Annotated in this window: 21 protein-coding genes; 10 read left to right on the top strand and 11 right to left on the bottom strand. The window is 41.6% G+C overall.

Features of this window, described 5'->3' with window-relative positions; all coding sequences use genetic code 11:
• Positions 1-127 precede the first annotated feature (127 nt).
• Entirely contained in the window at positions 128-673 is a 546-nt protein-coding gene (locus tag ACHUGF_RS07785) for an outer membrane beta-barrel protein (protein ID WP_394130229.1), read from the top strand.
• 152 nt (positions 674-825) lie between these two features.
• Here ACHUGF_RS07785 and ACHUGF_RS07790 read toward each other — a convergent pair whose 3' ends face one another.
• The 3 genes from ACHUGF_RS07790 to metJ form a co-directional block, all read right to left on the bottom strand.
• Positions 826-1,731, bottom strand: a complete 906-nt coding sequence (locus ACHUGF_RS07790) for a LysR family transcriptional regulator (RefSeq protein WP_394130230.1) — start codon at positions 1,729-1,731, stop codon at positions 826-828.
• 171 nt (positions 1,732-1,902) lie between these two features.
• Positions 1,903-2,634, bottom strand: coding sequence for a TSUP family transporter (locus ACHUGF_RS07795; RefSeq protein WP_394130231.1), 732 nt, complete (start codon positions 2,632-2,634; stop codon positions 1,903-1,905).
• 196 nt (positions 2,635-2,830) lie between these two features.
• Complete coding sequence (metJ, locus tag ACHUGF_RS07800; RefSeq protein WP_394130232.1) at positions 2,831-3,145, bottom strand: met regulon transcriptional regulator MetJ; 315 nt, start codon at positions 3,143-3,145, stop codon at positions 2,831-2,833.
• A 203-nt stretch (positions 3,146-3,348) separates the two neighbouring features.
• On the opposite strand from metJ, the gene metB reads away from it, so the two are divergent.
• The 6 genes from metB to ACHUGF_RS07830 all read left to right on the top strand — a co-directional run bounded on the left by metB (position 3,349) and on the right by ACHUGF_RS07830 (position 11,159).
• Positions 3,349-4,533 carry a cystathionine gamma-synthase gene (metB, locus tag ACHUGF_RS07805; protein ID WP_394130233.1) on the top strand — a complete coding sequence of 395 codons (1,185 nt, stop codon included), beginning with the start codon at positions 3,349-3,351 and terminating at the stop codon, positions 4,531-4,533.
• A 57-nt stretch (positions 4,534-4,590) separates the two neighbouring features.
• Positions 4,591-6,984, top strand: coding sequence for a bifunctional aspartate kinase/homoserine dehydrogenase II (locus ACHUGF_RS07810; protein ID WP_394130234.1), 2,394 nt, complete (start codon positions 4,591-4,593; stop codon positions 6,982-6,984).
• 254 nt (positions 6,985-7,238) lie between these two features.
• Positions 7,239-8,123, top strand: a complete 885-nt coding sequence (gene metF, locus ACHUGF_RS07815; protein ID WP_394130235.1) for a methylenetetrahydrofolate reductase — start codon at positions 7,239-7,241, stop codon at positions 8,121-8,123.
• 392 nt (positions 8,124-8,515) lie between these two features.
• On the top strand, positions 8,516-8,797 hold the full coding sequence (locus ACHUGF_RS07820; RefSeq protein WP_394130236.1) for a cysteine-rich CWC family protein: 282 nt from the start codon (positions 8,516-8,518) through the stop codon (positions 8,795-8,797).
• A 108-nt stretch (positions 8,798-8,905) separates the two neighbouring features.
• Positions 8,906-9,439 (top strand): SRPBCC family protein, encoded by a 534-nt coding sequence (locus ACHUGF_RS07825; RefSeq protein ID WP_394130237.1) that lies wholly within the window; start codon positions 8,906-8,908, stop codon positions 9,437-9,439.
• A gap of 355 nt (positions 9,440-9,794) precedes the next feature.
• Positions 9,795-11,159 (top strand): alanine/glycine:cation symporter family protein, encoded by a 1,365-nt coding sequence (locus ACHUGF_RS07830; protein ID WP_394130238.1) that lies wholly within the window; start codon positions 9,795-9,797, stop codon positions 11,157-11,159.
• A gap of 67 nt (positions 11,160-11,226) precedes the next feature.
• Here ACHUGF_RS07830 and ACHUGF_RS07835 read toward each other — a convergent pair whose 3' ends face one another.
• The 5 genes from ACHUGF_RS07835 to ACHUGF_RS07855 all read right to left on the bottom strand — a co-directional run bounded on the left by ACHUGF_RS07835 (position 11,227) and on the right by ACHUGF_RS07855 (position 14,296).
• Positions 11,227-11,403: a PA3496 family putative envelope integrity protein gene (locus ACHUGF_RS07835; RefSeq protein ID WP_394130239.1), complete on the bottom strand. Its 177-nt coding sequence runs from the start codon at positions 11,401-11,403 to the stop codon at positions 11,227-11,229.
• 174 nt (positions 11,404-11,577) lie between these two features.
• Positions 11,578-12,267, bottom strand: a complete 690-nt coding sequence (locus ACHUGF_RS07840; RefSeq protein ID WP_394130240.1) for a TorF family putative porin — start codon at positions 12,265-12,267, stop codon at positions 11,578-11,580.
• 294 nt (positions 12,268-12,561) lie between these two features.
• Positions 12,562-12,834 (bottom strand): HU family DNA-binding protein, encoded by a 273-nt coding sequence (locus ACHUGF_RS07845; protein WP_394130241.1) that lies wholly within the window; start codon positions 12,832-12,834, stop codon positions 12,562-12,564.
• A gap of 152 nt (positions 12,835-12,986) precedes the next feature.
• Positions 12,987-13,784, bottom strand: coding sequence for a response regulator (locus tag ACHUGF_RS07850; RefSeq protein ID WP_394130242.1), 798 nt, complete (start codon positions 13,782-13,784; stop codon positions 12,987-12,989).
• A 116-nt stretch (positions 13,785-13,900) separates the two neighbouring features.
• Positions 13,901-14,296, bottom strand: a complete 396-nt coding sequence (locus tag ACHUGF_RS07855; RefSeq protein WP_394130243.1) for a hypothetical protein — start codon at positions 14,294-14,296, stop codon at positions 13,901-13,903.
• Positions 14,297-14,374: 78 nt separating this feature from the next.
• Here ACHUGF_RS07855 and ACHUGF_RS07860 point away from each other — a divergent pair, with 78 nt between their 5' ends.
• Positions 14,375-14,884, top strand: coding sequence for a DUF4240 domain-containing protein (locus ACHUGF_RS07860; protein ID WP_394130244.1), 510 nt, complete (start codon positions 14,375-14,377; stop codon positions 14,882-14,884).
• Between the two features lie 157 nt (positions 14,885-15,041).
• Here the strand turns inward: ACHUGF_RS07860 and ACHUGF_RS07865 are convergent, their stop codons facing one another.
• Positions 15,042-15,356, bottom strand: a complete 315-nt coding sequence (locus tag ACHUGF_RS07865; protein ID WP_394130245.1) for a hypothetical protein — start codon at positions 15,354-15,356, stop codon at positions 15,042-15,044.
• A gap of 323 nt (positions 15,357-15,679) precedes the next feature.
• Between ACHUGF_RS07865 and ACHUGF_RS07870 the strand changes: the two genes are divergently transcribed.
• Positions 15,680-16,207 carry a DUF3016 domain-containing protein gene (locus tag ACHUGF_RS07870; protein ID WP_394130246.1) on the top strand — a complete coding sequence of 176 codons (528 nt, stop codon included), beginning with the start codon at positions 15,680-15,682 and terminating at the stop codon, positions 16,205-16,207.
• A gap of 66 nt (positions 16,208-16,273) precedes the next feature.
• Here the strand turns inward: ACHUGF_RS07870 and ACHUGF_RS07875 are convergent, their stop codons facing one another.
• On the bottom strand, positions 16,274-18,061 hold the full coding sequence (locus ACHUGF_RS07875) for an EAL domain-containing protein (protein ID WP_394130247.1): 1,788 nt from the start codon (positions 18,059-18,061) through the stop codon (positions 16,274-16,276).
• Positions 18,062-18,188: 127 nt separating this feature from the next.
• A complete protein-coding gene (locus ACHUGF_RS07880) occupies positions 18,189-18,500 on the bottom strand; it encodes a prephenate dehydrogenase (RefSeq protein WP_394130248.1) in 312 nt (103 codons plus the stop codon).
• Between the two features lie 134 nt (positions 18,501-18,634).
• Between ACHUGF_RS07880 and ACHUGF_RS07885 the strand changes: the two genes are divergently transcribed.
• Positions 18,635-19,489 carry a TraB/GumN family protein gene (locus ACHUGF_RS07885; RefSeq protein WP_394130249.1) on the top strand — a complete coding sequence of 285 codons (855 nt, stop codon included), beginning with the start codon at positions 18,635-18,637 and terminating at the stop codon, positions 19,487-19,489.
• The last annotated feature ends 13 nt before the right edge of the window (positions 19,490-19,502 follow it).

The following is a 19,502-nucleotide window of genomic DNA, read 5'->3' on the forward strand; positions in this document are numbered from 1 at the left end:
CTTTTACCTTTGTCTCTATTTTGGAGACAAAGAGAGTCGGTTCAGGCGGTTAATAACCGCAATGGTTTGAACTAATATTGACCTCGTTAAACACTCACTCATTGAAAATTTACGTAAGGTGAAAATTATGAAAGCAAAATTATTTAAATCATTAGCATTAGCAGGAATGGTATTAGGTACAACTTCAGTCGCTAATGCTGCTGATATTGAATTCTTTGCTGGTGTTGGCGCTGGTTATCAAATGGATACAATAAAAGGTGATTTACGTAAGGATACGGAAGGCGCAGCATGGCAAGGCCGCATCGGTATGATTATCGAACAGCAGCACCGTATCACAGGTACTTTCAGCTACATGGAAGATAAGTTTACTCAAGGTGGCACCGAGTATAAGCAAGAGCAATACAGCTGGTTAGCTAGCTATGACTACCTTATTCCAGTTCATAAAGACGTCAACTTATTTGTAGGTGTGACAGCAGGTGCCAATGACAACAAAGTGGCTGGTAAAGCTTCGGCAGACTTTGTTTGGGGTGGTCAAGTTGGTATGCAGTACAAGTGGAATGAGAATTTCTCATCAGACCTAGGTTATCGCTACCTTGATCAAGACTATGACAAAAATGGCATCCAAATTAATGATAGCCAACAGGTCTATTTAACGCTTGATTACAAGTTTTAGTCGTTACCCATTTATCATTTAGGGTTAATGGTGTAACGCACCATTGCCCACCTTATATTTACATTCTTAGTTTTGTACACATTGTAAGGCATAGTGATTATCACTATGCCTTTTTTGTATTTGTGTGCCGAGTTTACGGTAGTTAAGAGGGGTTAATCGATGATAAATGAATTCGATTTAGTGCTATCAAACTGTTGAGCTACATCGATAATATTATTGGCAAATATTTTGGCTGCAGACGTCATATGCTGCCGACTTGGGTAGACCAAGTAAGAATCCAGTGGCTGTGACTCTATCTCTGGAAGTATGTTGACCAGCGCTCCCTTATCGACATAGTCACTCACGATACTGAACGGTAAAAATGCAACCCCGGCACCCGCTAAGCAAAAGCTAAATAACGAATTAAAGTCATTCGTGACTAGGCTGTAGTCAATAGCGATAGGATGCTCATCCACTAGGATATGGTTTTGCAGGGTGCTACCGCTAGATGAAAGCATCGAGTGATTGGCTAGGTCTTCCACGTGTTCAATAGGAGGATGTTGTGCAAGGTATTCTGGGGTTGCAAATAACTTTAACTTAAATGACGTGAGCTTTTTAGCAACGAAGCTGCTGTCTTCAAGTTCACCCACATCAATGACAAAATCCAACCCCAATCGAGTGAGTTCGCGATAACCGCCTGACACCATGAATATTTCTAGCTTCACTTGCGGGTGCTTGCGCATAAACTCGGTAATATGTTTGTCGAGCAACTTATCCATAAAAGGTAATAAGCCGATTCGCAGTTTACCTTGCAATTGTGATTGTTGATTTTCCACCAGACGTGCAGCATTAAGAAGCTGATCCACAAGGGGCTCAACTTGTTCTAAAAACTGTTCACCACTGGGTGTGAGCGACATGGCTCGAGTTGTACGGATAAACAAAGGAGCACCCAGCTGTTTTTCCAGTTCACCAATCCGTCTACTGACCAGTGCTCTGCGAGTATCAAATGAGTCTGCTGCTTTCGAGAAACTACCTAATTTTGCTACTGCAATAAATAGTTCTAAGTCATTGATATTCAAGTGGTAGCCTAATAGTCATGTGATAAGTTAGTGTAGGTGTATCCTAAGTTTACTGTCAAATAGTGCGTTGATAAGCATGATAGATCTCACAACGTCATATGGCCTTATGGTTCAAGTGCTTGCTTAAAATCAAAAACATGACAAATGTATATGACAGCTTTTTCTTTTGGGTTAACTCACTAATACCCATATTGACTTTAACGCCAGTATGCTAGCGCTCGTGCCACAGAGAATGAATGTCAGTTTACGGGTGATGTCTTTATCAATGGTATGAACCCACTTGCCCGCCACTTTATAACCGAGTACCACTGCTGGTAGTAGCATTATTGAGATTTGCAGCTGTGCTATTTCGACTAAACCCAGACTAAATAAAATCGCTAAAGCGATGAGCGAGCTAAATACAAAAAAAGCGGAAAGCGCGGCGCGGAATTTGGCAGGATCTTTCCCCGCAAGTAAGATCGCTAATGGTGGGCCACCAATAGCGGCAATGTTACCGAATATGCCAGACACTATTCCGGCGATAAACAATGAGATTTTATTGACTGGTGCTTGGATACGGTAAATGCTCAGTAAAATAGCAAGAAACACAATGCCAGCAATGATTAGGCCTAATACTGCCTGAGGTGCAAACAACAATAATCCAGCCCCTAAAAAACCACCTGGCACTCGCCCAATTAGAGCATATTGAAGACCATGAAACTCCAGTTGGCCACGATCACGCAATAGATTGAGTAATGAAATTGAAAACCCCATAACAATAACTGGCACTGGCACCAAAGCGGGATCAACAATATATAGCAGTGGGCTGGCCACCACGGCAAGACCGAAACCAATAAGGCTTTGGGTTAACGCGCCAGCAAAGATAATTACTGAAGCCAATAAAAACGTCATTGGGTCAATCATGGTGTTATATCACCTAGTTAAGGAAACGCATTAGGTACAAGGTAGAGTCGCGTTGTTTAGGGGCATTGCATCAATGTGGTTGGAAATTTACGCCGCGAAAATTTTTCATCATCTATAAAAATGCTCCAACCACGCTTAGGCGATTGAAGCACTATTTTACATTAAGTGGGGCTAATGGTGGGTGACACCAAAAGATTTATTCTAGCTCTTCCCACTCAATGCCCATCTTATCCATCAGCTCTTTGGCTTCTTGAGGGATACTGTCAGGCAGCTCTTTTGATAAATCGCCATCATTGGGTAAAGGCTGGCCTGTGTATGCATGCAAGAATGCTTCACACAGTAGTTCACTGTTGGTTGCATGGCGCAAGTTATTCACTTGGCGTCGAGTACGCTCATCTGTCAGTACTTTAAGAACCTTCAATGGGATAGAAACAGTAATTTTTTTTACTTGTTCATTCTTTTTACCGTGTTCAGCGTATGGGCTGATATATTCGCCATTCCACTCAGTCATTAACTCACCCTTTACTTATAATTCGGTGCAGATTTTAACCCCTTACAACCTAGTGTCAAATTATTGCAGTGAATATGTGCTCAATGCAAATAGAATTCTTGATGTTTAGACGTCTAAACGGCTGATAATGGTTGACTGATCTCTTAAGGTTAGGTAAATTTAGCCATCTAGACATCTCTATGTGTATTCTTCAGGAGTGAATTATGGCTAAACCTCAGCTTGACTCTGCCCTTCAAAGTGCAACTTTGGCAGTGAGACAAGGTATTGAAAGTGATACACAGTATGGCGCCATCGTGCCGCCGATTTATTTGTCTACCAATTACTCATTTGATGGTCATCAGACTCCAAGAGAATTCGATTATAGTCGCTCAGGTAATCCAACGCGTTGCGTGTTGGGCGAAGCCATTGCCAATTTAGAAAAAGGCGCAACGGGCGTCGTGACATGTACAGGTATGGCAGCGATTACTTTGGTCACTAGCCTGTTAGGCCCTGATGACCTTTTGATTGTACCTCACGATTGCTACGGCGGATCTTATCGTCTGTTTACCAACCTTGCGGCAAAAGGGCAGTTTAAATTACAAGTTGTTGATCAAACAGATGAGCAAGCGTTAGCAAAAGCCATTGCTGATAAGCCTAAAATGGTGTGGTTAGAAACGCCTTCCAACCCTTTGGTACGCGTAGTTGATATTGCTGCTATCGCAAAAGCCAGTCATGAGGTGGGAGCTCTGGTGGTGGTTGATAACACATTCCTTTCCCCCATTTTGCAGCAACCACTTGAGCTGGGTGCCGATATTGTGATCCACTCAACGACCAAATATATCAATGGTCACAGTGATGTAGTGGGTGGTGCTGTTGTCGCCAAAGATGCAGAGGTTGGTGAGCTACTACATTGGTGGTCAAATACTCTGGGGCTAACGGGTTCTGCCTTTGACAGTTATCTTGCATTGCGCGGATTACGCACCTTAGCGGTACGAATTCGTGAGCATCAAGCGAATGCGCAGCAAATTGTAGAAGTGCTAACAGCCAGTGATTGTGTTGCTAAAGTCTATTATCCAGGCTTAAAAGATCATCCAGGTCACGAAATTGCAGCCAAACAACAAAAAGGCTTTGGCGCTATGTTAAGTTTCGAGCTTGAAGGTGGTGAGGCTGAAGTTGTGGCATTTTTAGATGCGCTTAAATTGTTCAGTGTTGCTGAAAGTTTAGGCGGTGTGGAAAGTTTAGTGGCCGTTCCAGCCACTATGACACATAGAGCAATGGATCCAAAAGCAAGGTTAGAGGCTGGTGTTAAAGACACATTATTGAGATTATCTGTAGGGATAGAAGATAGTGTCGACTTGGTCGCAGATATTCAGGCTGGTTTAGCTGCTGTAGCAGCTTGTCGTAGTTAGTTGTAGCAAGTTTACATAGGGTGGTGGAGCATCATCCTGTGCTGATAGGAGTCAAAAATGGCGCGTGGTCATTTACATAAGTTTGGTGGTTCAAGTCTAGCAGATGCTGATTGCTATCGCCGTGTCGCCCATATTTTGCTAACTCACGGTCATAGTGATGACTTAGTCGTGGTGTCGGCGGCAGGTAAAACCACAAACTTTTTATACAAGCTGCTGCAACTGCGTGAGGATGGCCAGTTTTGGCAAGAAGAACTCCAAGTCTTAATTAGCTTCCAGCAAAAGCTGATTGAGCAACTGCTTTCTAATGAACAAGCCCGTAATTTGCGCGAGCGTTTATCAACCGACAAATCGCAATTAATCGCACTACTATCACTTGATACGCTGACTTCATATCAATTAAACCAAGTTGTCAGTTTTGGTGAACGTTGGTCGGCTAAGCTGATGGCTGCTTTGTTACGTGAATCAGGGGTTGCTGCATCGCACGTAGACGCTTGTTCAATTTTATTAGCAGACGAGCAAGCTGTACCCAATATTCGACTTCAAGCATCACGCGACAAGGTGCAGGCATTACTCGCCAAGCACCCAAATGAGCGTTTGGTCATTACAGGTTTTATTTGTGCCAACGATCAGGGTGATACCTTGTTACTTGGGCGTAATGGCTCAGATTACAGTGCCACATTGATTGCGAGTTTAGCTGATATTGGCCGAGTGACCATTTGGACAGATGTTGAAGGCGTATTTAATGCCGATCCGAATAAAATCAATGATGCCAAGTTACTCAATAGCCTTTCTTTAGCAGAAGCTGATCGCCTTGCACACCTTGGTTCTCCAGTACTGCATTGCCGTACATTACAGCCACTGTTTAATACTGAAGTGAGCTTAGCGGTTCGTTCCAGTTATGCTTCTCATACAGATTTCACCTTAATTGCACCACAAAGTTCATCAGCCAGCGCGCCTGTGGTAACCAACTTAGCTAAAGTGGCATTGTTTAGTTTTAGCCAAACAGCCCCTGTACCGCAGCTGTTGAACCTGTTGGAAGATAAAGAACTTCTGCCGTTGGCACATTGGCAATATGCAAATAATAAAGTGGAACTGGCATTTACTGTTGAGAACATAGCGTTAGTTCAAGCATTATTGCAAGCGCATGCTGATACACTGGGCATAAAGCATCTTGAGCATCACTGTGATTTTGGCTTAGTTGCATTAGTTAGCGCCGATGCTAAGTTGTTCCGTCGCAGTTTTGCACGTTTATTAAGTCGTGAAGCTAAACCTATTTTTGAAGATGGGTTAAGTCTAGTGACCTTAGTGCCACAGTCGCAAATCAACTTACTCACCCAAAAAGTACATCGCCGCTGTGCTGGGCCAAGAATGCGTATTGGCGTGTTGTTGTTAGGTGTCGGTAATATTGGTGAAGCATGGATTGATCTATTTAAGCGTTCAAGTCTTGGATTAAACCGTGAGTTAGAAGCCTCTGTCGAACTTGTTGGCTTAGTGAGCTCTAAAAAAGCCTTAGTGACCAGTGAAGGTATTGAGTTAGATAATTGGCAACAACAGTTTGAGCAACACTCTGATGAGTGGGACTATGCTTCTTTGTTTACACAAATTGAAGCATTAGGCTGTGATGAAATAGTGGCGCTTGATATTAGTGCAAGTGCTTCACTAACCTTGCAGTACCCAGAGTTATTTACCCGCGGTATTCATGTTGTTAGCGCTAATAAGTTAGCAGGCTCTGGGCCATTACCTTTTTATCAAGAATTAAAGCAGCAGTTAAGTAACCGCCGTTTATTCTGGCGCTACAATGCAAGCTGTGGTGCGGGTTTACCTATTCAACATGCATTAAATGATTTGCATAACAGTGGTGATACCATTGAGGCTGTTGGCGGTATTTTCTCAGGAACTTTGTGTTGGTTGTTTGAGCATTTTGATGATGTAAAACCTTTCTCGGAATTGGTGATTGAAGCCAAAGGGTTAGGGATCACTGAGCCAGACCCAAGAGACGATCTTTCCGGTCGAGATATGCAGCGTAAGCTATTGATTTTAGCACGCGAAATTGGCTTCTCTATTGAATTAGATGACATTAAATTGAATTCCTTAGTGCCTCAAGAACTGGCCGATGTGCCACTTGATGAGTTTTTAGCTCGGATCGGGGAGCTTGATGCGGATTTATCGCGTCAATTCACAACAGCTGCGGAGCAGGATAAGGTGCTGCGCTATGTCGCGTCTTTAGATAAAGTGGATGGTGAATTAGTAGCTGAGGTTGGTTTGCAATGGGTTGATAATCACCATCCATATGCCAACTTAACACCAGGTGATAACGTCTTTGTTATCCGCAGTGCTTTCTATCAAGGTAATCCACTGATTATTCGCGGCCCTGGTGCAGGGCGGGAAGTGACGGCTGCGGCTGTACAATCTGATTTAGTGCATATTTGTAAAGATCTCTTGCAAGAGTAACAACTAAGTCATGCACAATATTTAAAGGCTCTTCGGAGCCTTTTTTGTTATATAAATTATTAAAAATGCGTTGTTGACTATAATTCATCATCAAAAGCCGTGTTTTATCGACTTTATGGCTTGACTTCATTGTTGGATAATCTAGTATGTAGACATATAGACGTCCAAACGGCTAAATATGTATGTGTTTTACTTATGCTTAACTGCGACTGTGACCGATGTCTTTCTCATTTTGAAGTTGAAGGAATTTGAATATGGCTTTTCATCATGCACAACATGCACAATCTCTTAACCAAAGTTTGACCGAGTTAAGTGATATCAATGTTTCATTTGAATTCTTTCCACCTTCAACACCAGAAATGGAGAAAATCCTTTGGAACTCGATTCGTCGTCTTGAGCCGCTAAACCCTAAATTTGTGTCTGTGACTTATGGGGCCAATTCAGGTGTACGCGACCGTACTCATAGTGTGATTGAGCGTATTCAACAAGAGACTAACCTTGTGGCTGCGCCGCATCTAACCTTAGTTGATGCGAGTGATGAAGAGCTGGTTGAATTAGCCAAGCATTATTGGAATTCAGGTATTAAAGATATTGTGGCATTGCGTGGTGATTTACCTGATGGCAGCCCTAAGCCAACACGTTTTGCTAATGATTTGGTTAGCCTGTTGCGCTCCGTGGCTGACTTTGACATCTCGGTGGCAGCTTATCCAGAAGTGCATCCCGATGCCAAAAATGCCCAAGCTGATTTAATTCACCTAAAGCGTAAAATTGATGCGGGTGCTAATCGTGCTATTACCCAGTTCTTTTTCGATGTTGAGTCTTATTTACGTTTTCGTGATCGCTGCGTTGCTGCCGGCATTGATGTTGAAATTGTTCCTGGCATTTTACCTGTCACTAACTTTAAACAAACCAAACGCTTTGCTGATATGACCAATGTGGCTATTCCTTCATGGCTTCATAAGCAGTTTGATGGCCTCGATGATGATGCCAGTACGCGTCAGCTAGTAGGGGCAAATGTAGCAATTGATATGGTGAAAGTACTCGCTCGTGAAGGAGTGAAAGACTTTCATTTCTATACACTAAACCGTGCAGAATTAACTTATGCGATTTGTCATACCTTAGGTGTGCGTCCTAAATAGCCGGTTGTGACTGAAAAACTAAAGCCTAGCTCTGCTAGGCTTTTTTGTTTTCAGCCCTAAACCACCAACTTCAGTAGGTGGTTATCATCAATTAGGGTTTGCCTGTATCTTTGTTTGTATGGCATGCCAGCTTGAGGTTGATTCAGCTATGCAATGATATTTAAAGCACGCAGCAAGCACATCCCTGTGGGCTCGACGAAAACATCCATGTTTTCAACGGCTTTAAATATCATTACTCATAGATGCTACTGAGGCTACAAAATAACTGAAACGCCCCCTTTTAGGGGGCAGAATGAAAGCCACCTTCTTCAGAAGGTGGATTCTTTACACTTGCATTTGGTTAAGGTGCTATTATCGAATTAAGCTATTTTCTTTATTGTGAGCTCACCACCATGTCCAGTTCAGCCGCGTTATGTCCTATTTGTTTGCATGAAAATGGGTGTGCCATGGTTCGAGGAGAATCGATTGAGCAATGCTGGTGCCTTGAGCGAGGTGGCGATATTACACAAGCACTGAACGCCTATCTGCAAGCTAACCCTGAACATAACATTAAAGCTGATAAGTGCCTTTGTGCTAACTGCTGTACCAAGTTACAAGCGATGTTTTCCACGAAAGATAATTCGCTACCAAGCCAGTTAAATACAGATCCTATTGTGAAGCACTACAAGCCTTAACGGGTCGTAAAAGTATAATGTAAACTATTTGTTAGTCGTTATTGTGGCTATTGTTGAACTGGGTATACTTAACCATTCAGCGTAACTGTCTAATAGAGAATAATAATTATGTTTAAAAAGTTACTTATCTTCTTCATCATGCTTTTTGCCTCGCCATTTATTGTGGCCTTATTTGTCCAAAAAGATTACTCAGTTGTGAGAAGTGTGGTCATAGAAAAGCCACTCCCTGAAGTGTTTGCTTATGTAAAGCTGTTGAAGAATCAAAACGAATACAGCAAGTGGGCGCAAATTGACCCTCAGATGGAGAAAAGTTTTACCGGCGTTGATGGTACCCCGGGCTTTATATCTGCTTGGGCAAGTGAACACCCTGATGTGGGGGTGGGTGAACAAGAAATTTTATCCGTTGTTGATGGACAACGCATTGAGTATCAACTGCGGTTTATCAGCCCATTTGAATCTACTTCCCCTGCGTATATGCAAACAACAGCTATTTCAGGGCAACAAACCCAAGTTGATTGGGGGTTTAGCGGCCATATGAATTATCCAATGAATATTATGTTCTTGTTCATGGATTTTGAAGCTATGATTGGTGATGACTTACAGCAAGGATTAGATAACTTAAAAGTCATTGTTGAGCAATAAGACTGATTAGAAAAAGCACTGCATTAGCAGTGCTTTTTTTGTGGCTTTCTCCGATATAAGTTTGGCAAATAACTTACTGTTTGTACTGTATTGGAAACATTATTTAGCTGATAACAGACTGAGTTAGCTTGGATTGCTGTTTTTTAAGCATAACTATGGTTTTGCTTGTTGCTAAATTTAGTTTAATCGAGGTAATCTAAAAAATTGCTGCTTTACTGAATGTACTGCATTTTAAGGAAAATGACTTAACCCTTTGGCTGAGTCATTTTACAGAGCATTTTAAATACTCTAGTACAGCAAATAACAATTAAAACGATAACAAGCATGCTAACAAGCAAGCGTAAAGAGGTTTTGCATGGAAGTGGTTACAGATATAGTTAATACGATCAATGGCGTAGTGTGGGGTGTACCTATGCTTGTCATGATTTTGGGTGTGGGTTTATACCTCTCTATTGGTCTTAAATTGATGCCCATTTTGAAACTTGGTCGAGGGTTTAAATTATTATGGAGTGGCCGTCAAAGTGACGGCAAAGGCGATGTCAGTCCATTTAATGCATTAATGACCTCCCTGTCAGCCACCATTGGTACCGGTAATATTGCTGGTGTTGCCACTGCGATATTTTTAGGTGGGCCAGGTGCATTATTTTGGATGTGGTGTACGGCACTCGTAGGTATGGCTACCAAGTTTTCAGAAGCCGTATTAGCCGTAAAATTTCGAGAGACAGATAGCTCAGGTAATCACATTGGTGGCCCAATGTATTACATTAAAAATGGCCTGAGCAGTAAATGGGCTTGGTTAGGTACTGCTTTTGCCTTTTTTGGTGCCTTTGCTGGGTTTGGTATTGGTAACACAGTGCAAACCAATTCAGTAGCTGATGCCATGAGTGCCAATTTTGGTGTACCAAACTGGGTAACTGGCTTAGTGTTAATGGTACTTGTGGGTGCCGTTCTCATGGGCGGCATTAAGCGCATTGCTGAAGTTGCCGGTAAGTTAGTTCCACTAATGACGGTATTTTATATCACTGCAGGGTTAGCTGTGCTGGTGGTTTACGCTGATAGAATTCCAGATGCAATTAGCTTAATTATTCATTCGGCATTCAACCCCGTAGCTGCACAAGGTGGATTCGCAGGAGCTGCAGTTTGGGCTGCGATTCGCTTTGGTGTCGCTCGAGGTGTATTTTCAAATGAAGCGGGTTTAGGTAGTGCGCCGATTGCACATGCTGCAGCGAAAACAAATGAGCCAGTTAAGCAAGGCTTAGTGGCTATGTTAGGTACCTTTATTGATACCATCATTGTCTGTTCTATTACGGGTTTAGCGATTGTGGTATCTGGTGCGTGGACTTCAGGTGAAACGGGTGCAGCACTTACTTCGCAGGCGTTTGCACATGCTATTCCTTTAGGTAATTATATTGTTGCTATTGCATTAGCTGTTTTTGCATTTACCACCATATTAGGTTGGAGCTTTTACAGTGAGAAATGTGTGCAGTACTTATTCGGTGAGAAAGCCATAAAACCATTTAGATTAATTTGGACAATTGTGGTGCCGATTGGTGCGGTCAGCTCGTTAGAATTTATCTGGTTATTAGCTGATACGCTTAATGCTATGATGGCGATTCCTAACTTAATCGCGCTGGCATTATTAAGCCCAATGGTATTCGCTCTCACTCGAGAATACTTTATCAAGCAGCGCCAGATAAAAGCAGATTCAGAACAAGCTTAATCGCTGTTAATCGATATAAAAAAACCACCTTTATGAGGTGGTTTTTTATTGGGTACGTCCTGTTAATTTAAAAGAAGTCATCTTCTCCAATATCCTTACGTAGCTGTACATCAGCCAGATAATCATCAATTTTTCGCCTAACTTCACGTTTATGTTCTAATGCTTTGGCCGCTTTTTGGTTACGCGGCGTTGCCATTGCATCAATCTCAGCATCATTGGGCACACGATCAGCAAGATTAGCCATAACAAACCTCATCAATTAGTGTTGATATGAACCGGACTTACACTTTCAGCATAGCACTAAACTTGGTTGTTGCTAGAAGGTCGCAAAAGATTTTGATGGTGGAAAAATGAATACGCCACCCTGTTAATGGTGGCGTATTTGAACATCAATGATAGGTTTTTGTTAGCAAACAGCTTATAAAGTGAAGCCGTATGAGTAACCTAAGACTAATTTAGCATCATCATCATCGAGGTCAGTTTTAGATACCATAAAAGATACTGTGCCAATATCAGTATCTGAACTTAGTGTGGCATTATATTCAGAGTAATCCTCTGTGCCATACCAGCTTTGGATAACATCACCCTCAGAGTAGCCATAGTGCAGACCCAATGACAGTTTCTCAGTTAACGGATAGCTAAAGTTTACCTGGGCATACATCATGTCTTTAGAATCTAGTGGTGACTCAGCGATATCATCGCCACCATTCACTGTGTAAGAGTATGAAGCATCAAACCACTTCCAAGCTAACCCTACAGTGACCTCACCGAAGTCTACGCTGCCTGGCGAATCAGGATAAGCGTAATAGAGGTAATTAATATCATATGAAAGATCTTCTGTGATATTGCCACCAAAACCTGCATAAATATCCAGCTCATAAGATGTACCATCACCAAAATCAACATTTGATGCCCATGAGCCAACATAGAAACCAGACTCGTGGCTGTAATCAATACCACCTTGAACCGCAGCGCCGCCTGTTTGAGATACACCGCGCCATAGGTAATCAGACGTTGCACCAATGTTGCCTGTTACTTCAGCTGATGCACTGGCACTAGCAAGTAAAGTACTGATTAATAGCGCAGTATAAGTTGTGGTTTTTTTCATGCTCATCCCCTTAAGATTTATGTAGCTAACATTTGTGGTGCAGACCACTCAGTTAGGCTTGTGTTTTGTTATTGAATGAGCGAAACCTGTGCCAATTTTAAAAAATCCATAAAATCAGTAGGTTATATAATGTACTGTTGTAGCAATATTAGTTTTTGCTACTTAATGAGGCGTTGCTGCACTTAAGTTGTGCAAAGATTGAGCAGGAATTTGATTGGAGGGCATAAGTCATATTTGCGCGGAAGACATAAAAAAACCTCCACTTTGGGAGGTTTTTTTTTAAAGAAGCTAGGTTTAGTTAACACTATCTTTAAGTGTTTTGCCTGCTTTGAATTTCGGTACAGTTGCTGCAGGAATTTGAATTTCTTTACCGGTTTGTGGGTTACGACCAGTACGAGCAGCGCGTTGGCTTGTCTCGAATGAACCGAAACCAACGATTGAAATCTTGTCACCGTTTTTCATCGCTTCAGTTACTGCTTCTTCAAAAGATTTAAGAGCGCGACCCGCTTCAGCTTTTGTTAAATCGGCATTTTCAGCCATTTTTGCAATTAGTTCACTTTTGTTCATTGTAATAATCTCTGCTTTCCATAGACACGTTTTGTTAAAACTTAGTTAACATGCCACAAGCCTGTAGGGTTGAAAAGCCTTTTATGCGATAAATAAAGGCTTCTCGAGACTTTTTCAGGTTATTTTATTAAAAAATGTGGCGTAAAACCTGTTTACTCTTCAAGCAGTTGATACAGAATTTGTTTCACTAATTTAGGCTCAAATGGTTTATCGCACAGTGCGTTGACGCCAGCACTGGATACATTACTCAAATGGGTATCATTGGCTTCTGACGACACCATTAAGATTGGCACATGCGATTGGGTGCTTTCATTGCGGATAAACTGAGTGAGCGCTAACCCATCAACACTGGGCATGTTGTAATCGGTAATGACTAAGTCAAACATTTGCTGCTGCATTTGATCTATGGCTTCTTGACCATCGGTTGCCTCTGTAATATTCACTATGCCTAAATTACCAATGGTACGCTTGATGACATTACGTGCCATACGAGAGTCATCTACCACGAGAACACGTAGGTTTTGAACATCAAAGTGGGTTAAGTCGAGCTCTTCATGGGAGATAAGATCGATCGTTGAGTTCAATGCAGTGGCTAAGTGATGTGCATCAAAAGGTTTAGGTAAAATAGCGACCACACCTGATTGACGAAACACTTCAAGATTTTCTCGGCGGCATTCACTGGATACCAACATAAATTGAATATCTTGCAATTGCGGGTCACTTTTAATGTAATGCAAAAGCTCTGTTGCTTCACCGTCATCAAAGTGCAACGCGCTGGCTATAAGGTCGGGCTTGTAGCGGGTAATGGACTCAGTGGCTTGTGCTAAGTTAGCAGCGGTTTTAATTTGAGTGACGCCTTCTTTATTTAGCAATGATCTTATGATCTTACGTTGTGTTTCTGAAGGTTCAATCAGTAATATTGACAATTCTTCTGGCGAAAGTTGATTCATACTCTCAATCTCAATGTTTGCTTATTATGGGGCAGAACCCCTTATGTTTTTATGCTTAACTTATTTGTTGACGTTGCTCGTAGTTTATTGCTGTTTATTCACTTGGTTGGCTGGTTTTATTGGAGTTGTTCGGTTTGTAAGTACTTTTTAGCAACTGCTGACAGCGCTACCCACCATTGAAAAATAATTAATGCCAGCAAGGTGAAGCCAAAGGGAATCACTGGAATATTGATGCCCATAAAAGTCAGTTTCACATCTTCTGGCGTTATCTGGTATGCAATCAGTGCGACAACTGACATAGCGATGAGGCCAATCGATTGGATAATGATAAACATAAACCAAACGACACGTGCCCACTGTGCTTTTATCCAAAGTCCTATGATGACAGGAAATACTGCGATACTTAACAGGTCATATGCGCTGAATGTCGCTGTTCGCCATAAAGTAATGATAGCAAGCACAGTATATAGCACAAAGATGAAAGACATTCTTACAGGCATTGTTGTGGACATAGAGCAGTTCCAAATCGTCTCAATAGATAGTTTTGCTGTAGAATACCTCATTCATTTTTATTTGGGTAAGATTACATCATGACTGAAGAGCAGTTTTGGCAAATAGTGACTCGGGGATCTGCACAACAATCATCGCAAGAGTGTATTGCTAGATTAAGTGCACAGCTACAAACCTTAAATGATGAAGAGTTAACCGCGTTTGATAAAATGCTGGGTCAACAATTGCGCCGCAGTTATTTATGGTCCGTGTGGGGCGCGGCTTATGTCATTACAGGTTGCGACTCTGAACATATGTTTACTGAGTTTCAATGCTTTTTATTGTCACTAGGGCAAGATGTTTATGAGGATGTGATAGTTAATCCAGATAATTTAGCTAAACTTGAACAGTGGCCATTAAAAGATGATTACCCTTACCCGTTTATTGAAGATTTTGACTTGATTGCTGGCCAAATTTTTGAGGATAGAACTGGGGATGAATTACCGTTTGTACCAGCAGGTACACATAGTCCTGCTGGTAAAAAGTTTAATAATAAGCCTAAGTTTTTACGTAAAGCCTATCCGCAGTTAGCCGCGGCATTTCCATTTTAGTGACGATGAGTATTTAATATCAAAGCGAGAGTAAAATAAACAGCCCGCACTTAGTGTCTAAGTGCGGGCTGCTTTTAGAAATATGTATAAGGTAAGCTTGACCCACTTTTAGCTTCTGAGCTGTTTAACCATGCTAAAGGTAGCTATCCAGTCTCAATTACTCGATGCAGATATGGCTGTCGGCGTCATATTTCATATCATGCTGCTCACAGATATCAGCTACGAAACCTTGTTCTGCTTTAGCTAACGCAAGTTCAAATTGATCTTCTTGCTGCTGCTCTAGTTTATTTTCAGCTTGTTGCTGCTGCTCGGCCAAAATATCCCAATGTTTGGTGACTGCTTGGTCGATTTGGGCTTCTGTTAATCCTTCAGCCTGACTGGGTAGCGCAATAAATGCTGCGGCAAATAAACTCATGGTTAGGGTAAGTTGTTTAAATGTAGGTAACTGAGTTGTGTTAGTCATGTTTTTCATAGTTGGCTCCAAAGTCTTTAAATATTATTGGCGACGTTGAGTCCATTAAACGTGCTAAAAATGTGGTGAATAATTCGTGTCTGTTGACGTTGAGGCAAATACTATCATCGACATGTTGAACGTAAACTGAACAAAGTGTTCAAAAAAACATCTGCTTTGTTCTGACTGAATAAACGTATGAAGAAGGAAATTAACGGACAAGTGTTAAGGGAGTGTACAGGTTAATTTTTGTATAGTTATGCCATCAAATGTAAAACAACGTCATTTTGAGTGATTGAATTTACCCTATTAAGATGACTTGCTCGAAGAGAGAGGAGCTGATTATGAAATTAAGAATGCTAATAATGCTTGGGGCATTGGTTTGCCATACTAGCTTTGCAGATGAAGCGAAAGATGAACATCCTATCACTGAAGATGGCATGGTGAAAATTGAATGGCAAGATCCAAGCAGTTACCGAGATATTAAAACTTCAAATGAACGTCAGTCGCGTTTCGAAGTTCGCTTATTTGATACTTTGACAAAAAACTTGAATAAGGAAGCTGAGAAAACCCTTAAACCCGAGCAAAAATTGGTCATGCAGGTCACTAATGTTGATTTAGCCGGCGACATGCGTCCAACCTTTGGCGCAACTGCTGGTGACTTACGTATTATTAAAGACTTATATCCACCGCGTATGACGTTTACATATCAGGTACTTGAAAATGATCAAGTCGTCGTAGCGGGTAGTGAGAAGCTAGTCGATATGACTTTCATGAATAGTGTTCGACGTTCAAACCCTCGTCCATTTGAGTATGAGTCGACGATGCTTAAAAATTGGCTGAACAAAACTGTGGTACCCCAATTAAACTAATAATAGCCCACTGATGATTGTCAGTTGATGGCTGTGAATATTCAACAAAACCGCTTAGTATTATCACTAAGCGGTTTTTTGTTGTTTCAGTGCCGCTAAAGATTGCAGATCATAGCTAGCTGACTGGCTTAACTGGGGTAATATTGCAAAACCAGTTTCATTCGCCTTAGCCATTTTCTTTGCTTGAGCACTGAGCATAGATAATTGATGTTCAGTCACTTGGGTCGTTAATTGGGGCGCGATAATACCGACACACAAGGATAATAGAGGGTGTTGATATGGTTGCCCTTGACGGTCACTGGCGAGCATTGTTTGAGCCAACCAATGTTCACTATTATAAAAACTAGGCTTCTTTTGCTCAAACTGGCTAACAATGGATTGGCATTGGCTAACGATTTGCGTTTGAGTACAAATCATCACAAAGTCATCTCCGCCAACATGACCGACAAAACAATGTTCACTTTGATATTGTCCTAATAAGTTTGCCACGAGTTGAATGACTTCATCACCACGACTAAAGCCATAGATATCGTTATATGGTTTGAAGTGGCACAAATCAAAATATGCCAAATAAAATGGTTTCTGTTGACTCTTTAACCTTGCCAACTCTTCCTGAATGGGCACATTGCCTGGAAGGTTTGATAACGGGTTTGCATGGCGAGCGATCTTGATTCTATGTTCAGTGATCCTTTGGAGTAAATCCTTCGTGAGTCCAATTCCGAGTAATTTTCCATGACGTGTGATCACAAATTGTTGTGCCACAGTGTTAGCTGACTCAGAGGTGATTAACTGACTGACATTAGATAAGGGTTCACTTGCTTCAATTTGAATGATGCGTTTTTCCATCACGGCATTGGCTTGATGGTTTTCGTGTAATGCACGGCCGTAAGGTGTACTAAATAGCTCAAGTAAGTAACTGCGATTGACTATTCCCAGTGGGCGTTGCTGATCGGTAATGACTATACCTTGCAAACTAGGACGCTCAATGAATAACTGGCTGAGATCTTTTAAACGGCTTTCTGGTGTTGCCGTTATCGCCTTCATACACAGACTTTCAGCCGTTTCGCAGTAACGAGGTTGGAACACTTGGTTAAGATTGGTGAGCGCAGAGTTGAACGTCGACTCAGGTGCCAATGCTGGCCGCCCCAGTAAATAGCCTTGGCAGTATGTGACGCCTAGCTGCTTGATAATGGTTAACTCTTGTTGTGTTTCTATGCCTTCAGCAATGACTTTACAGGTGAGGCTTTGGCATAGATCGACAATCGATCGTACGAACTCTTGTTTGACTGGGTGTTGGTCAATTTGGTGGATGAAATGGCGGTCTATTTTCACGTAATCTGGTGCGAGTTCAGACCATAACCTTAACCCAGAGTAGCCTGCTCCAAGGTCATCAATAGCCGTTAAAAAACCTTGTTCACGATAATAGTTTAAACAAGATTTGAGTAGGTCAATATCATCAGCTGGATGTTGTTCTGACAATTCGATAACCACATCAGAAGCGGGGATGCCCAATTGCTTTATTAGCTGAAGCGTTAAGCCTTTAGGGTGCTTTGGATCGAGCAATGCTTTAGGAGAAATATTAATAAATAATTTGCCTCCTAATTGCCTTTGATGAAACGCATCAATTGAAATTGAGCGGCACAGTGTTTCTAAATCGCTCAGCATGCCATGGTGTTCAGCCGTTTTAAATAAGGGCACTGGTGAAAATAACGGACTGTGCTCAGGGCCGCGGGTGAGGGCTTCATAACCATGTAGCTGATGGCTATTGATATTAAAGATAGGTTGGAAATATGCGCTGAGTGATTGGCGCTTCACTATTTTATGAAGCTCGCTAGCAAGGTCAATGACGCTCATAATATGTTGAATATGGTCGAATTATAGACCCAGCGTAAGCAATCAGTATGACAAAAAGATGTCATTTAAAATGAGCAGAGTTCAGATTCTGGCTACCAAGTAACACCAAATGGTAGCCAGAGCAGTGTTATTTACTGGATTGCTTAAATGCCTGCATTGTTTGCAGTAAGGTAGCTAAGCGCTTAACAAAGCTTTCTAATGCTTCAGGTTCAATATGCGTGCTGTCTTGAAATGTTTCAAACTCAGTAGCGAGTTCTTTTACATAAGGCAGAAAACGGTTACTTTTTTGGCTAAAACCTTGTTCTTCTGTAAAAATAGCGACAAACTTACCATGTCCAGCTTTACGCAGCTCATCGAGCCTTGTATCGCAATCAATCGACTGACGATAAGCGGTTTGAAGGTTTTCTTTAATTTGCTGGAGCACTTTAGTATACGGCATGACAATCTCAAAAAACGGTAATAATCGTTAATTATACCTAATCCATACTAAGATGCGAAAGTCACAACCGTTATGGACAATGGATATCAGTAATAGTGAGTTTTCGCTAACAGTATGATCAAAAGGAAATCAATGTGAAACGACTCTTGATATTTATTCTTGTTTCAAGCCTGTGCTTGGTTGCGCAGGTTGCATCTGCCACAACTAATCCTGTTTTTTATAAAGTGACTAAGCAAGGTAATACTGCTTACCTGTTGGGGTCTATTCATGTGGGTAATACAGACTTTTATCCGCTAACCCCCGTGATTGAATCAACATTCACTGCTTCTGATGCATTAGTCATAGAAGCGGATATTACCAAGGCCAACGTTGCCCAATTACTACAACGTTTTGGCATGATAGAGCCAGACATGATGGCGAAAGCAAATCAGGTAACCGCTAAATATTGTCAAGATAAGCAGGTGATTTGTCAGTCGTTACAAGGCTTTGCACCTTGGTTACAAGCTTCACAAATTAGCATGGCGAGGTTTGCTCAATTAGGTTATTTGCCCGATCATGGCGTGGATCTATTTTTACAGGCTCGGCACGGCACAAAGCCACTTTATGAGTTAGAAAGTGTGGCATTCCAGTTTGATTTGATTTCATCTTTTTCTGAGCAAACTCAACTGACGATGCTAGATGAAGCTGTGAATGCATCTGATGAAGAAATGTTAGCCTTAATTAATGCATGGCGGCAGGGGGATAAGCTGCAACTTGCTAATATTATGGAAGGGCAAGCTGCAGATTCGGATGAGTTGTTGGAAAAGCTATTGTGGCAACGTAATCATTCAATGGCTGCTAAAATTGAACAGTTGATGACTCAACACTCAGGTAAACAGTTATTTATCGTTGTAGGAGCAGGGCATATTGTGGGGCGACAAGCTATCCCAGATTTATTGAAGCAACAAGGCTTTACGCTAACGCAATGCCAGGAGAAACTGTGTGATTAACGGTCTTAGTTTC

It is taken from the genome of Shewanella maritima, assembly GCF_043643735.1.
GTDB lineage: Bacteria > Pseudomonadota > Gammaproteobacteria > Enterobacterales > Shewanellaceae > Shewanella > Shewanella maritima_A.

Coding starts and splice junctions, on each gene's coding strand:
- ACHUGF_RS07845 (WP_394130241.1), bottom strand. CDS start 12,834: ATGAACAAAAGTGAACTAATTGCAAAAATGGCTGAAAATGCCGATTTA.
- ACHUGF_RS07810 (WP_394130234.1), top strand. CDS start 4,591: ATGGCGCGTGGTCATTTACATAAGTTTGGTGGTTCAAGTCTAGCAGAT.
- ACHUGF_RS07855 (WP_394130243.1), bottom strand. CDS start 14,296: ATGTCCACAACAATGCCTGTAAGAATGTCTTTCATCTTTGTGCTATAT.
- ACHUGF_RS07870 (WP_394130246.1), top strand. CDS start 15,680: ATGAAATTAAGAATGCTAATAATGCTTGGGGCATTGGTTTGCCATACT.
- ACHUGF_RS07850 (WP_394130242.1), bottom strand. CDS start 13,784: ATGAATCAACTTTCGCCAGAAGAATTGTCAATATTACTGATTGAACCT.
- ACHUGF_RS07795 (WP_394130231.1), bottom strand. CDS start 2,634: ATGATTGACCCAATGACGTTTTTATTGGCTTCAGTAATTATCTTTGCT.
- metB (WP_394130233.1), top strand. CDS start 3,349: ATGGCTAAACCTCAGCTTGACTCTGCCCTTCAAAGTGCAACTTTGGCA.
- ACHUGF_RS07880 (WP_394130248.1), bottom strand. CDS start 18,500: ATGCCGTATACTAAAGTGCTCCAGCAAATTAAAGAAAACCTTCAAACC.
- metF (WP_394130235.1), top strand. CDS start 7,239: ATGGCTTTTCATCATGCACAACATGCACAATCTCTTAACCAAAGTTTG.
- metJ (WP_394130232.1), bottom strand. CDS start 3,145: ATGACTGAGTGGAATGGCGAATATATCAGCCCATACGCTGAACACGGT.
- ACHUGF_RS07820 (WP_394130236.1), top strand. CDS start 8,516: ATGTCCAGTTCAGCCGCGTTATGTCCTATTTGTTTGCATGAAAATGGG.
- ACHUGF_RS07785 (WP_394130229.1), top strand. CDS start 128: ATGAAAGCAAAATTATTTAAATCATTAGCATTAGCAGGAATGGTATTA.
- ACHUGF_RS07875 (WP_394130247.1), bottom strand. CDS start 18,061: ATGAGCGTCATTGACCTTGCTAGCGAGCTTCATAAAATAGTGAAGCGC.
- ACHUGF_RS07825 (WP_394130237.1), top strand. CDS start 8,906: ATGTTTAAAAAGTTACTTATCTTCTTCATCATGCTTTTTGCCTCGCCA.
- ACHUGF_RS07840 (WP_394130240.1), bottom strand. CDS start 12,267: ATGAAAAAAACCACAACTTATACTGCGCTATTAATCAGTACTTTACTT.
- ACHUGF_RS07860 (WP_394130244.1), top strand. CDS start 14,375: ATGACTGAAGAGCAGTTTTGGCAAATAGTGACTCGGGGATCTGCACAA.
- ACHUGF_RS07835 (WP_394130239.1), bottom strand. CDS start 11,403: ATGGCTAATCTTGCTGATCGTGTGCCCAATGATGCTGAGATTGATGCA.
- ACHUGF_RS07865 (WP_394130245.1), bottom strand. CDS start 15,356: ATGAAAAACATGACTAACACAACTCAGTTACCTACATTTAAACAACTT.
- ACHUGF_RS07830 (WP_394130238.1), top strand. CDS start 9,795: ATGGAAGTGGTTACAGATATAGTTAATACGATCAATGGCGTAGTGTGG.